This window comes from Mesorhizobium sp. B2-5-3, from assembly GCF_006441005.1.
GTDB lineage: Bacteria > Pseudomonadota > Alphaproteobacteria > Rhizobiales > Rhizobiaceae > Mesorhizobium.
This window is the reverse complement of the sequence record NZ_VFUS01000007.1, coordinates 233,641-247,268: the sequence shown is the minus strand read 5'-3', so window position 1 is coordinate 247,268 and position 13,628 is coordinate 233,641. Positions and strand designations below refer to the sequence as shown.

General features: G+C 64.9%; 14 protein-coding genes. 6 read left to right on the top strand and 8 right to left on the bottom strand.

Translation table 11 applies throughout. The annotated features are described in order from the left end of the window. Positions 1-169 precede the first annotated feature (169 nt). A complete protein-coding gene (locus tag FJ867_RS28800) occupies positions 170-316 on the bottom strand; it encodes a hypothetical protein (RefSeq protein ID WP_181168390.1) in 147 nt (48 codons plus the stop codon). 97 nt (positions 317-413) lie between these two features. Between FJ867_RS28800 and msuE the strand changes: the two genes are divergently transcribed. The 5 genes from msuE to FJ867_RS18660 are packed head-to-tail and all read left to right on the top strand — an operon-like array spanning position 414 to position 5,059. Next, entirely contained in the window at positions 414-971 is a 558-nt protein-coding gene (gene msuE / locus FJ867_RS18680) for an FMN reductase (RefSeq protein ID WP_140556085.1), read from the top strand. Between the two features lie 34 nt (positions 972-1,005). Further along, positions 1,006-2,364: an LLM class flavin-dependent oxidoreductase gene (locus FJ867_RS18675; RefSeq protein WP_140649715.1), complete on the top strand. Its 1,359-nt coding sequence runs from the start codon at positions 1,006-1,008 to the stop codon at positions 2,362-2,364. Between the two features lie 24 nt (positions 2,365-2,388). Then, entirely contained in the window at positions 2,389-3,237 is an 849-nt protein-coding gene (locus FJ867_RS18670) for an ABC transporter permease (RefSeq protein ID WP_140496422.1), read from the top strand. A 47-nt stretch (positions 3,238-3,284) separates the two neighbouring features. Beyond that, complete coding sequence (locus tag FJ867_RS18665; RefSeq protein ID WP_140649717.1) at positions 3,285-4,283, top strand: ABC transporter substrate-binding protein; 999 nt, start codon at positions 3,285-3,287, stop codon at positions 4,281-4,283. 17 nt (positions 4,284-4,300) lie between these two features. After that, the gene (locus FJ867_RS18660; RefSeq protein WP_140649719.1) at positions 4,301-5,059 is read left to right on the top strand and encodes an ABC transporter ATP-binding protein; all 759 of its coding nucleotides are present in this window, start codon (positions 4,301-4,303) and stop codon (positions 5,057-5,059) included. Between the two features lie 40 nt (positions 5,060-5,099). Here the strand turns inward: FJ867_RS18660 and FJ867_RS18655 are convergent, their stop codons facing one another. Next, positions 5,100-6,323 (bottom strand): MFS transporter, encoded by a 1,224-nt coding sequence (locus FJ867_RS18655; protein WP_140666080.1) that lies wholly within the window; start codon positions 6,321-6,323, stop codon positions 5,100-5,102. A 151-nt stretch (positions 6,324-6,474) separates the two neighbouring features. Here FJ867_RS18655 and FJ867_RS18650 point away from each other — a divergent pair, with 151 nt between their 5' ends. Further along, positions 6,475-7,368, top strand: a complete 894-nt coding sequence (locus FJ867_RS18650) for a helix-turn-helix transcriptional regulator (protein ID WP_140818190.1) — start codon at positions 6,475-6,477, stop codon at positions 7,366-7,368. A gap of 93 nt (positions 7,369-7,461) precedes the next feature. Here FJ867_RS18650 and FJ867_RS18645 read toward each other — a convergent pair whose 3' ends face one another. The 6 genes from FJ867_RS18645 to lgt form a co-directional block, all read right to left on the bottom strand. Then, entirely contained in the window at positions 7,462-8,397 is a 936-nt protein-coding gene (locus FJ867_RS18645; protein ID WP_140496017.1) for a ribose-phosphate pyrophosphokinase, read from the bottom strand. Positions 8,398-8,636: 239 nt separating this feature from the next. Beyond that, the gene (locus FJ867_RS18640) at positions 8,637-9,266 is read right to left on the bottom strand and encodes a hypothetical protein (protein ID WP_140624150.1); all 630 of its coding nucleotides are present in this window, start codon (positions 9,264-9,266) and stop codon (positions 8,637-8,639) included. A 43-nt stretch (positions 9,267-9,309) separates the two neighbouring features. Then, positions 9,310-10,461, bottom strand: coding sequence for a Xaa-Pro peptidase family protein (locus FJ867_RS18635; RefSeq protein WP_140516886.1), 1,152 nt, complete (start codon positions 10,459-10,461; stop codon positions 9,310-9,312). Then, positions 10,461-11,255: a peptidoglycan editing factor PgeF gene (gene pgeF / locus FJ867_RS18630; RefSeq protein ID WP_140496014.1), complete on the bottom strand. Its 795-nt coding sequence runs from the start codon at positions 11,253-11,255 to the stop codon at positions 10,461-10,463. The genes FJ867_RS18635 and pgeF overlap by 1 nt, the downstream gene beginning before the upstream one ends. A 357-nt stretch (positions 11,256-11,612) precedes the next feature. After that, a complete protein-coding gene (locus FJ867_RS18625; RefSeq protein WP_140516882.1) occupies positions 11,613-12,710 on the bottom strand; it encodes a class I SAM-dependent methyltransferase in 1,098 nt (365 codons plus the stop codon). Then, positions 12,707-13,567 carry a prolipoprotein diacylglyceryl transferase gene (gene lgt, locus FJ867_RS18620; protein WP_140818188.1) on the bottom strand — a complete coding sequence of 287 codons (861 nt, stop codon included), beginning with the start codon at positions 13,565-13,567 and terminating at the stop codon, positions 12,707-12,709. The genes FJ867_RS18625 and lgt overlap by 4 nt, the downstream gene beginning before the upstream one ends. Positions 13,568-13,628: the final 61 nt, after the last annotated feature.

The window sequence follows — 13,628 nt, the reverse complement described above, 5'->3', positions numbered from 1 at the left end:
TCCCGCCGACCCGCACGGCGGGCCGTCGATTTGATCCTCGCCCCGCACAATCCATCCTTCGGGACGGCTGCCAGGCGCGGGTGTGGCTAACGATCGCTCGTCAACGCCGCGCACAGCGGCTGGATCTCTCGGTTCAGGCATCGAGTTCGGCCAGCGTCCGGTCGGGGTCTCATTCGAGCGTTGCAGTGGACGGGCAGCTTGCGGCGGCGGTCGGGTCGACCTGGATCTGTCGCTCGTCGGCCTGGCGTCCGAGAATGGCGACGCCCTTGGCCGGAACCGCGCATCTGCCGAACCACTGAAGGGCGCTGCGGCGCAAACTCAATCTCCCTATTCCGCCAGTTTTGAAATCTTCTCGCTCATTTAATTCTACAAAATCGGTAGTCTTAATGAATAAGGACCGCGAGGAGAGCCCGATGACGAACAAGCTGGTGGTGGGAATATCCGGCAACCTGACCCGCCCATCGAAGACCAAGGCCTTTATCAGCCACATCGCCGGCGAGACGGCGAACCGCATCGGGGCGACCTCGGCTATATACGACATTGAAAATCTCGGTCCGTCGTTGCCGGCGGCTCGGCGCCTCGGCGATCTCGATCCTGCGGCCCGCGCCATCATCGAACAACTGGTCGGCGCCGACGTGCTGGTCGCGGGGTCGCCGACCTTCAAAGGCAGCTATACCGGGCTCTTCAAGCATCTGTTCGATCTGCTCGATCCGTCGTCGTTGCGCGGGAAACCGGTCATCCTTGCCGCGACGGGCGGCGGCGAACGCCACTCGCTGATCGTCGAACATCAGCTGCGGCCGCTGTTCGGTTTTTTCGAGGCGCTGACCGTGCCGACCGCAATCTACGCATCGGACAAGGATTTCGCCGACGGCGTCCTGGTGTCGGAGGCCATCCATGCCCGCGCCCGGCAGGCGGTTGCCGAGGTTTCCCGCGTCGTCGGGACGGCACGCAGCGTCGGCCTCGCCGCCTGAACTCCAAATGGTTTTCGAACAAAGGGACCCAGCCATGACCATCAAATCAAGACAGATCAAGCTCGGCGCCTTTCTACCCGGTGGCGGCCAGCATGTCGCCGCCTGGCGCCATCCCGACGCTCCGGCCGACGGCGCGACCAATTTCGAGTTTCACAAGCAGCTCGCGCTGACCGCCGAACGCGGCTTGTTCGATGCCTATTTCCTCGCCGACAACCTGACGGTCGGGCTTGGCGCCCGTGAAGGCGGCAACGCCAAGATCGCGGGTTTCGAACCGGTGACGTTGTTTGCGGCGCTGGCGCCGCTGACGACGCATCTCGGATTCATCGCCACGGCCTCGACCACCTATGAGGAGCCCTACACGCTTGCCCGCAAATTCGCCTCGCTCGACCTCTTGTCGAATGGCCGGGCCGGCTGGAACGTCGTCACCTCGGCGGGCGACGACACGGCGCGCAACTTCAACCGCGACATCCAGCCCAACCATGCCGAGCGCTACGCACGAGCGCATGAGCATGTCGAGACGGTCAAGGCGCTGTGGGACAGCTGGGAGGACGACGCCTTTATCCGCGACAAGAAAACGGGCCGCTTCTACGACAAGGACAAGCTTCACGACATCGACCACAAGGGTGAGCATTTCAGTGTCAAAGGGCCGCTCAACGTGCCCCGCCCGGTGCAGGGCCACCCCGTGGTCGTGCAGGCGGGCCAGTCCGAGGATGGGCGCAAGCTCGCGGCCGCCTCGGCCGAGGTCATCTTCACCGCGCATCAGAACCTTGCCTCCGCGCAGGAATTCTATCGCGACATCAAGGCCCGCGTGGCGGCGGCCGGCCGCGATCCCGAACAGGTGCTGATCATGCCGGGCGTGGCGCCCTTTGTCGGCCGCACCGAAGAAGAGGCGCGAGCCAAGTATCAGCAATTGAACGACCTGATCCTGCCCGAGGACGGCGTCGCGCTGCTCAACGGACTTGCCGGGCAGACGCTCGATCTCAGGGGCTATCCGCTCGACGGACCGCTGCCGCCGAGCCGCGAAACCGAAGGCATGAAGAGCCGCCAGGCGCTGATCCGCCAGATCGCCGACGAGCACAACTTCTCCATCCGCCAGCTCTATCAATGGGTCGCGACCGCACGAGGCCACTACACCGTGATCGGCAGCGCCATTCAGGTCGCCGACCAGCTGGAGGAATGGTTCAGCAACGAAGCCGCCGACGGGTTCAACATCCTGCCGCCATGGCTGCCCGGCGCGCTAGACGATTTCGTCGACCTGGTGGTCCCCGAATTACAGCGGCGCGGCCTGTTTCGTACCGCTTACGAGGGCAGGACGCTGCGCGAGAATCTTGGCCTCAAGCGGCCGCAGAACCCCTGGACGGTTGCCCGTTCGACCGTGCTCGCCGCCGAATGATGCGTTGAAGCGAAAGGCATGACGATGACTTTGCAGCACATTGAACGGCCGACCGGCATCGGCGCGCATGAAAACGGCAACGGGCTCGGCGCCGATATTCTGAGCCTGGCTGGCCGAACCCTCACGCGTCTGCTGTCGCGCTATGGCGTGCTTTTGGGGTTCCTGGCGCTCTGGCAGGCGGCGGCGAGTGGCGGCTGGGTCAATGCCGCGGTATTGCCGCCGATCGACATGATCGTCGTAGCGCTCTGGAAGGGCCTCGCCGGGGGCAGCCTGCTCGGCGACATCGCCATCAGCCTGCAGCGCGCCGGCCTCGCCTTCGCCGCGGCGGCTACGGTCGCCATCCCGCTCGGCCTCGTCATGGGTCAGACCCGCAGCGTCGAGACGGCGCTCGATCCGATCCTGCAACTGTTCCGGCAGACCTCGGCCCTGGCGCTCTATCCCGTCTTCATCCTGCTTCTGGGGCTAGGCGAAGCCTCCAAAGTGTTCGTCATCTTCTGGGCAACGCTGTTTCCGCTGCTGCTCAACACGATCAGCGGCGTCAAGGAGGTCGATCCGAAGCTGCTCGAAATGGCGCGCGTCTACGGCGCCCGGCGGCTGACCATATTCCGGCGCGTCGTGCTGCCGGGCGCCGTGCCTTCGATCTTCGTCGGGTTGAGGCTCGGCGCGACCACCGCGCTGCTGCTGCTGATTGCCTCGGAAATGATCGGCGCCAACAAAGGCATCGGCTTCCAGGTGATGAACGCGCAGTACAATTTCCAGATCCCGCTGATGTTCGCGTCGATCGTCATCCTGGCCGCGCTCGGCCTGATCGCGAACCAGGTGCTGGTCAGCCTGCAGCGGCGGCTTTGCCGCTGGAGCAGTTCCGCCGGCTGAACAGCCGCCCCCATCATCGTCATTTTTGAAAAGTGAAAGGCCGGATCATGACCATCACACGCCGCTCGCTGCTTCTGCGCGCCCCTCTTGCCGCCGGCATCATCGCCGTCGGGCTACCATCGATCGCGCGCTCGCAGGCCGCTTCCGTCAAGATACGCTATCTCGCCAGCCGCGGCAGCATCTCGCCGCATGAGCTTGCCGACCAACTCGGCTACTTCAAGGGCCTCGGCATCGAGCTCGAGAATGTCGGCTATGCCGGCGGCGGCCCGGAATCGCTGTTTGCGCTCGCCTCCGGCAGCGTCGACCTGGGTTCGGCCGCCACGCCGGCCGTGATCAACTCGATCGCCGGCGGCAACGACTTCGTCGCCGCCTATCCGAGCAACGGCATCAACAGCCAGGTCAAAAGCGTCTTCTATGTGCTGGAGGACAGCCCGATCAGGTCGATCGCGGACATCGCCGGCAAGACGATCTCCGTCAACACGCTCGGCGCCCATCTCGACTACGCGGTGCGTGAGGCGCTGCACAGCGTCGGCCTGCCGCCGGACGCCGCGAAGCTCGTCGTGGTGCCGGGGCCGCAACTCGAGCAGACGTTGCGCTCGCATCAGGTCGATGTCGCCGGGCTCGGCTACTGGCAGGCGACTTTCGCCGGTGCCCTGGTGGCCAATGGCGGTGTGCGCGGCGTGTTCAACGACGCCGACGTGCTGGGCGAGATCGCTGGCGGCTTCGTCGTGCTGCGGCGGGATTTCATCGTCGCCAATCGCGACGCCGCCAAGAACTTCGTCGAACAGTCCGCGCGTGCGGCCGACTGGTCGCGACAGAATCCCGACGAGGCGCGCAAGGTGCTGGCCGAAATCCTCGACAAACGCGGCGAGAACGGCGAACTGGCGCGCTACTGGACGGGTTTCGGCCTGCGTGAGAAGGCGGTGGCGACCGACCGCGACATCGACTTCTGGGTGGCTGTGCTCGAGCGCGACGGCCGCCTGCCGAAAGGCAAGCTCAAGGCTGCCGACATCCTCTACCGACCAGGCGAAAGCAAGACCAATTGAGCAAGGAGGCACCCAGCATGGCCACCGCACGCGGCGAGGTCACGATCCGCGACCTGTCGAAGTCCTTTGCGCTCGGCGGGCGCTCGCTCGCCGTGCTGCGTTCGCTCAATCTCGACATCAGCTCCGGCGAGTGCCTGGTCATTGTCGGCGCCAGCGGATCGGGCAAGACGACATTGCTGCGCATCCTTGCCGGGTTGGAAACCGCCGACGAAGGCGCCGTTGCGATCGACGGCAAGCAAATAAAAGGCGTCGGCGCGGAGCGGGCGGTGATCTTTCAGGAACCGCGCTTGCTGCCCTGGCTGAGCGTGCTTGGCAATGTCGCCTTCGGCCTCGAAGTTCGCGGCGTGCCCAAGGCGCAGGCCGAGCAGAGGGCGCGCTTCTACATAGCGCTGGTCGGTCTTGCCGAGTTCAGCGATGCTTACCCGCGGCAGCTTTCGGGCGGCATGGCGCAACGCGTCGGCATCGCCCGGGCGCTGACGGTGCAGCCCGAGATCCTGCTGCTCGATGAGCCGCTCGGCGCCCTCGACGCCATGACCAAGATCTCCATGCAGGAGGAACTGGCGCGCATCTGGAGCGAGGAAAACGTCACCATGGTCATGGTCACCCACGACCTGGAGGAGGCGATCTATCTCGCCGACAGAGTGCTGATCCTGCCCAAGGAGAAAGGCGGCGCGGCGCGTCTGATCACCGTCGACCTGCCGCGCCCCCGTGATCGCAGCGAAAGCCGCTTCGTGCGCCACCGTGAAGAGTTGCTGCGCGAATTCGGCCTGCACTGAGGCCTCGACGCGCTCGCACGTGTCGAGGCGCTTTCCCAGGCTAGGCCTTCCGTGCTTCCTTCATATTGGGCAGGAACACCGTCAACAGGCCCAGGAACGGTAAATACGAGCAGATCTGGAAGACGAAGTCGATGCCCTTCATGTCGGCCACGATGCCGAGCACGGCTGCCGCTATGCCGCCGACGCCGAAGGCGAAGCCGAAGAAGATGCCGGCGATCATGCCGACGCGGCCCGGCACCAGTTCCTGCGCGAAGACGACGATGTTGGAGAAGGCCGACGACAGGATCAGGCCGATCAGCACCGTCAGCACCATCGTCCATTCCATGTTGGCGTAGGGCAGCGCCAGCGTGAAGGGCAGCACGCCGACGATGGAAAACCAGATCATCGCCTTCTGTCCATAGCGGTCGCCGAAGGGACCGCCGAGCAGGATGCCCAGCGCCGAGGCGCCGAGGAACAGGAACAGCATGACCTGCGACATCTGCACCGAGACGCCGAACTTATGGATGGCGTAGAAGGTGTAGTAGCTGGAGAGGCTGGCGATGTAGGCGTTCTTGGTCAGCACCAGCAGCGTCAGCACGGCCAGCGCGCCCATCACCTTGCGGCGCGGGAAGGGCGAGACGAAACTGGACGTCTTGCGGTTCGCCTGCGTGGCGCGCAAGCGGCTGTACCACCCGCCGACCTGCCACAACACGACGATGCCGATAAGCGAGCCGACGGCGAACCATGAAATGCTGGTCTGGCCGAAAGGCACGACGATAAATGCCGCCAGCAGCGGTCCCATGGACTGGCCGAAATTGCCACCGACCTGGAACAGCGACTGCGCCAGGCCGAAGCGGCCGCCTGAGGCGAAGCGGGCGATGCGCGAGGATTCCGGATGGAAGATCGCCGAGCCGATGCCGATCAGCGAAGCGCCGATCAGGAGCAGCGTGTAGTGGCCGGCATAGGCAAGCACGATCAGGCCGATCAGCGAAGAGGCCATGCCGTAGGGCAGGGAATAGGGCATTGGCCGCTTGTCGGTGATCATGCCGATCACCGGCTGCAGCAGCGACGCAGTCACCTGGAAGGTGAAGGTCAGAAGGCCGATCTGCCAGAAATCGAGGCCGTAATTCTCCTTCAACAGGGGATAGATGGCCGATAGCAGCGACTGCATGATGTCGTTGATGCAATGGCAAAAACTCACCGCCAGGATGACGGTGAAGGCCGTCGCCTGGGCTGAAGCATGGCTGGCGGTCGCGGGAGGGGCGACGGCTGTCGTATCGGTCAAGGCAGGCTCCGTAGTCTTTTTGGCGGGCATACCCGCGGGCAAGCTGGCGGACGCTCCTGCGGCCGCCTTGGGAACGGATGGCTTATAGGCCGCTTGCGGGACGACTTCTTTCGTGGTTTGGTCCAATAGTTTCGCAAGTGGGCCATAGCTTATGCCGCATGGCAGGGAAATTTTTCACGCTGGCAATGCCGACCTCGAGCAGTTGCACGAGCGTCGCTGGCTATGGCTGGAGCAAGTGGCCGGGCCGGCGGTGGCGTTGCCGACCGAATATCCCGACGGCTACCATGTGCCGCGGCACCGCCACAGCCGCAGCCAGTTGCTGCATGCGCTGGTCGGTGTCGTGCTGGTGACGACGCGGCACGGGCGCTGGATGGTGCCGCCCGATCACGCCATGTGGATCCCCGCGGGCACCGAGCATTCCGTCGAGATGCTGGGCGATGTCTCGATGCGCTCGGTCTATGTCATGCCGGGAGCGATCCCCGGACTGCCGGAAGGCTTGCGCGTCGTCGGCGTCACCGACCTGATGCACAGCCTGATCGTTGAATCGGAAAAACTGCCGCAAGGCGGCGTGCTGGAAGGGCGTGGCGGGCTGATCATGAATCTCCTGCTGCACGAAATTCCGACTTTGCCGGAGCGGCCGCTTGGCCTGCCGTTCCCCTCCGATCCCAGGCTGGCGGCGCTGTGCCGGCGTTTCGTGGCGGCACCGTCGCCGCGCGCGACGATCGACGAGTGGGCGGACGCCGCCGGCATGAGCCGACGCTCCTTCACGCGCGCCTTTCATCGCCAGACCGGACTGTCGCTGTCGACATGGCGCCAGCAAGCATGCCTGTTCGCGGCGCTGCCGAGGCTCGCCGATGGGGAGCCGATCACCCGGGTGGCGCTCGATCTCGGCTATGACAGCGTGCCGGCCTTCATCACCATGTTCAAGCGCATGCTGGGCGCCTCGCCGCGCGGCTATATGCGCGGTGCGCGAGATGCCGGCGAAAACCCGCGGCGCATAGGCGGTCCGATCGCCGCTTGGGGCATGCCGATGGCATCAAGCTGATGCGCCAACCTTCGGTCTAAGGTCCATTTGCAGGAGCACTGATTGCACGTTGTAATCGGTTTTGCTGCGCTACGCGCCCGCCCGGATCGACAATTAGTCGAACAGGCTCGACACCGATTCCTCGGTTGCCGTGCGCGAGATGGCTTCGCCCATCAGGTCGGCGATCGAGATGACGCGGATATTGGGGGCGTCGAGCACGCCCTGGGTCGGCTGGATGGAATCGGTGATCACCAGTTCCTGCAGCTTGGAGCCACTGATGCGGGTGACCGCGCCGCCCGACAGCACACCATGAGTGATATAGGCGGTGACGCTGGTGGCGCCGTTGGCCAGCAGCGCATCGGCGGCGTTGCACAGCGTGCCGCCGGAATCGACGATGTCGTCGATCAGCAGGCAGTCCTTGCCGGCGACCGCGCCGATGATGTTCATGACTTCCGATTCGCCGGGACGCTCGCGGCGTTTGTCGACGATGGCGAGCTGTGCGTCGAAGCGCTTGGCCAGCGCGCGTGCACGCACCACGCCACCAATGTCGGGCGACACCACGACGACGTTGCCGAGCTGCTTGTATTTCGCTTTCACATCGCGGGCCATGACCGGCACCGAGAACAGATTGTCGGTCGGAATATCGAAGAAGCCCTGGATCTGGCCGGCGTGGAGGTCGAGCGTGAGCACGCGGTCGACCCCGGCGCGGGTGATCATGTTGGCGACCAGCTTGGCCGAGATCGGCGTGCGGCCGGAGGCGCGGCGGTCCTGCCTGGCATAGCCGAAATAGGGGATCACCGCCGTGATGCGCTTGGCCGACGAGCGCATGAAGGCGTCGATCATGATGAGCAGTTCCATCAGGTGATCGTTGGTCGGAAAGGAAGTCGACTGCAGGATGAAGACATCCTCGCCGCGCACGTTTTCCTGGATCTCGACGAAGATTTCCTGGTCGGCGAAGCGCCTGACGCTGGCCTTGCCCAGCGGGATGTTGAGATAGCGGGCGACCGCCTCGGCCAGCACCCTGTTGGAATTGCCCGCGAAGAGTTTCATGCACCGTTCCTGGTGGAGGATGGAGAGCCCCAACAGACTCGCCTACGCCCTTTAACCGGGCTTTTAGCGGCCCGCGCGGCTATTGCAAGCACCGTGATTGGAAATCCGCCGGCTAATCCTGGGAAATGTTCGCGCCATCGCGTATGGGCAACACCGGGCAGCGGGTCCGGCGCCGCTGCTCCTTCCCTTTGTTCGAGCATCGGTTTTCCCCGCGGCCGTTTCCATTCGGGTCCGATAGTCTAGCCCGCCTTGCCGCCGAGCCATGCCGCGAACTGGTCGATGGTCTGGTCGGCGATCGCCTGCATGGTGGCTGGCGCCACCGCTTTCCAACTGTCGCCGCCCGCGCTGGCGCCGGAATTGGCCGAAGCCGCCTTCTGCTGGCCGTTGATGCGATGCAGGCGGTTGCCCGAGGGATCGTAGACGTCCCACACATAGATGACGGTGGTGTCCTTGCCTTCGGAGATCACCGAGAAATAGCCTTTGAGCACATGGGTCGCGGTCTGGTCGGCGCTGCCGGCCAGCGTGATGCCGCGCTGCCTAGCGCGCGTCTGCAACTCCGCCGTCAGCGGCGTCGCCGCTTCCACCGAAGCGCCGACGATCGGCGCGATCTGCAGGCGCGTCCTGGCAAGGATTGCGGCGGTCTGTGCGGGCGTGGCTGACGTCGTGGTCGTTGCTGGAGCGCCCGCCGTGGTCGTGGCAGGGCCAGCGGGCGCCGGGGTGGCGGCGCTGCCCTGGGCTGCCGGCGTGGCCGGCGCCGCGGCCGTGGGCGGGGTGATGGCGGAGGGTTCGAGGACGTCTTTTGCGTTGGTGCAGGCGGCGAGCGCCAGGACCACGAGCAATGACACGGTCGTCAGCTGCGATCGTCTCATTTGCCTTCTAACTCCTTGGCGAAGAACGCCTCCCATCGTGGATTCACTGTACGATCAAGTCGAGATCATGGCGGGAAAGCGGCTTCGGCTGTGATTCGGTCGTGAGATAGGTGCGGCCAAGCGTCATCGCCGTCTCGGTTTCGGAATCCATGATGATCATGTGGGCGAACAACGTCATGTTCGGCGCGATCGGCTCGGGATTGCCCTGGTAGAACATCGGCATGTCCATCCAGGACGGGGTGAAGCGGGCGCCGACCGAGTAGCCGCAGGCATTCAGCCGATGCTTGGTCAGTCCACGCGCCTCCATGACACGGGCATGCGCGTCGAACACGTCGCCGAAACTGTTGCCCGGCGTCATCGCCTTCTCGACCGCCAGCAGCGCGGCACGGGCCGCGTCGAACAAGTCCTGGTGACGCTTCGAGGCCTTGCCGGTCAGCACCGTGCGCATCATCGGCGCATGATAGTGATGAAAGACTCCCGCCCATTCGAGCGTCAACTGGTCGTTCTTGGTGAGCTTGCGGCGACCGGCCTTGTAGCGGCACAGCAGCGCGTCGACGCCGGAGCCGATGATGAATTCGTTGGCCGGATAGTCGCCGCCACCGGCAAAGATCGCGCCTTGCATGGCGGCAAGGATCAGCGCCTCGTCACCGCCCTGCTTGATCAGCGGCAAGGCCGCATCCAGCGCGTCGTCGGCCAGGTTCGCCGCCTTCTCGGCCTTGGCGATCTCGGCCGGGCTCTTGAACAGGCGCAGCCGACCGACGATGCCGGATGCATCGGCGATCTGGCCGAAGGTCTGCAGCTGCTCGTCGAGGCGGCGGCCATTATAGGCGGTCAGCCCATGAGTGTCGTATTCGACCCCGATGCGGGCGCCGAGCAGGTCGAGCTCGTTCAGCAGATTGCGCAGGTCGACGGCCGGATTGGCGCCATCGCGATCGGTCCACAGCACGATGTTGTCGATGATCGAGGTGTGGCGCGCCTGACGCAGGTCGGCCGAGCGGGTCAGCAACACCATGGACCCGTCGGCTTTCACCACCAGGCACTGGAAGAAGCAGAAACCGAACGTGTCGTAGCCGGTCAGCCAATACATGCTTTCCTGCGCGAAGAGCAGGATGGCGTCGAGCTTCTTCTCGGCCATCTCGATCACCAGCCGGTCGCGGCGCGCGTCGAATTCGGATCGTTCAAAATGCAGCGCCATTATTCACTCTCCAAAACGATTGCCGATATCTGCCGGCCGTAATCGGGTTCCTTGCGGTGCGTCGTGCGCCGGTAGGAGTAAAACAGATCTTCCTCGGCATAGGTGCAGCGGCCGAGACCTTGCGCGGTCACACCCGCCCTGTCGAGCCGGTCCACCGTGTAGCGGTTGAGGTCGAACATCGAATGACCGGGATTCGCCGAAGGCGCGAAATATCTGTCATTTTCGCCATCGGCCTCGACGAAGCGGGCGACGAATTCAGGCCCGACCTCGTAGTTTTCCGGGCCGATCGAGGGGCCGAGCACGGCGACGATGTTTTCACGCCTGGCGCCGAGACTTTCCATGGCGGCAATGGTGTTCTCGAGCACCCCCGTGAAGGCGCCTTTCCAGCCGGCATGCGCCGCGCCGATGATACGCGCCGCGGCATCCGCGAACAGCACAGGGCCGCAATCGGCGGTCGAGGCGCCGATGGCGATGCCCGGCCGGTCGGTGACGATGGCGTCGGCCTTGGGACGCTCGCCTGCAAAGGGTCCCCTGGCGACGACGACATCAGGCGAATGGATTTGCCAGGCGGTCAGGAGATGGTCCGCCGGCACGCCCATCCAGGCGGCGACACGGCGGCGGTTCTCGGCGACCAGCGCCTGGTCGTCATCCGAGCCGGTGCCGATGTTGAGGCCCTGATAGATGCCGGTCGAGACGCCGCCGACGCGGGTGAAATAACCGTGGCGGATGCCTTGTGCCTGCGCCAGGTCCAGCAGCGGCGACCGCACGGGATCCAGTTTGGTCTGATTCAGCATGTGGGCGTTGTTGTCCGTGTGGGCGGTTTCGTCAAGAAAAAGTCCGAAGCGAGACGGCCGGCGTTCAGCCGCTCTTTTACCGGACGGGAGATTGGGAGGGGTGACGGTGAAAAGTCAATCCGGCGTGGCGAAGGGGCAACGCAACGAATCCGGGGTAACGGTTCCTTCGCCGCTGCGCGGTGAGGGAGCATTGAACGGAAAAACCCGCCTGTGCGGCGGGTCCCTGGCGCAACTCAGCACCATAACCAAGTATCTACCATAGTTGCCTTCACCCTGTCAAGAAAAAATTCCTATCATGAGAAGTTGCCGGCCATGAAAAGCTACCGACACAACCGGACTGGCCGTCGTCACGCCTTGTCAATCCGAGCTCGGAGCCTGGGCAAAGGGGCGAACGGCAACGCCGCGCGGCACTATGGCAAGCACCTTGAACAGGTCGCCCATGGCCTGCGGCCCGGCGAGGCGTTCGACATCGCCAGCGATCTTGTCGCGTGCCGCCTGGCTGGCATCGGCGCCAAGCCGGCCGGCGCGCTCCAGAATGCCCAGGCCGAGCAGGAAATCGCCCTGCGTCGATAGATGGGCGTCCAGACCATGCGCGCGCACCACCCCGGCAAGGGCGGCGAAATCGACATGGGAGGTGAGGTCGGCTTCGCCGGGATTGGCCAGCACATCTTCGTGATCATGACGGCGCAGGGCCTGCAACGTGTCGCCGACACCCGGCCGCAGATGGCCATAGTCGACAAACAAGCCGGAGCCGCCATGAGCGGCTATGCGCTCGGCGATGGTCGCCATCAGGGCGCTGCGCGCCGGCGCCACTTCGACGATCGCGCCTTGCGGTGCCTCGCCGGCATCGGCGGGCAGCAGCGTCGGGTCGAGCGAGCCGGCGCCGGCGAAGAAGGTAAGATTGTCAGCGCCGTCGAGGCCGACCACGCGCTCGCGCCAGCCAGTGCCGACGCGGACGAACTGGCGGATGGGGATGGCGTCGAACAATTCGTTGCCGACGATGAAGAGCGGCTGTGGCAGCAGCGTATCGATGGTCTCGTGCCAGCGAATCGAGAACGGTGTGGCGCCGAGCGTCTGTTTCTGCACCTCGGTCAGGCGCGGGCTGGTCTCGATCATGGCGAAAGCGGCGTCGTTGGCCAGTGCCGGTTCGAGCCGCGACAGGGTGCGAAGCATGTCCTTCATCAGCGTGCCGCGGCCAGGGCCGATCTCGCCGATGGTGACCGGCGTCGGCCGGCCGACCGCCAGCCAGGCCTGGTAGAGCCAAACGGCGACGAGCTCGCCGAACATCTGGCTGATCTCCGGCGCGGTGACGAAATCCCCGGCGGCGCCGAACGGTTCGCGCGTGGTGTAGTAGCCCGCCTCGGGATCGAACAGGCACAATGCCATGTATTCGTTGACGGGGATCGGCCCTGTCGCCTCGATCAGATCGACGATGCGTGCCTTCAGCCGCGTCATGTCGCCTGCGGCCGTGACTGCGGCACCGGCTTGGCTGTCGTCATCGCCCAAATGCCGGCCAGCACCATCGGCGAGGACAGGATCATGCCCATGGTCAGCCAGTTGGTGCCAAGGAGATAGCCGAGCTGCTGGTCGGGCTCGCGGAAGAATTCGACTGCTATGCGCGACAGGCCATAGCCGCAGATGAAGGCGCCGCCGACGAAGCGCGGCGTCTTCAGCTTGAGGCGCGAATGGGTGAGGAAGCGCAGCACGAGAAAGAGCACCAGGCCTTCAAGCAGGGCCTCGTAAAGCTGGCTCGGATGGCGGGTAAACGGCCCGCCATTGGGAAACTCGATCGCCCACGGCACGTCGGTTGGCCGGCCCCAGAGCTCGGAGTTGATGAAGTTGGCGACGCGCACGAGGCCAAGACCGACCGGCACGCCAGCGGCCACGACGTCGAACAGCGACCAGGTGCGGATGCCGCGCTTGATCGAAAACAGCGTCATGGCGAGGATGACGCCGAGCAGGCCGCCATGGAACGACATGCCGCCCTGCCAGACGGCGAAGATGTCGAGCGGATGCGCGATATAGCGCGGCAGGTCATAGAACAGCACGTAGCCGGTGCGCCCGCCCAGCACGACGCCGATGGCCGCCCAGATGATGAAATCATCGAGGTCCTCCGGCTTCATCGGCAGGATGCCGTCGGGCCAGAGTTTCGGATTGGCGGCGAGCCGCTTGGCGTACCACCAGGCGAACAGGATGCCGACGATGTAGCCGACGCCGTACCAGTGCACCGCCAGCGGCCCGATCTGAATCAGCACCGGGTCGATGTCGGGAAAGGGCAACGAGGCCAGCGGCAGCAGGAAATATTCGTTCAACGGGGAGCTCTCGGTTGCGTTTGGCGCGGACCATGCGGCAGGGTTTTGGCGGGGTCAAGGC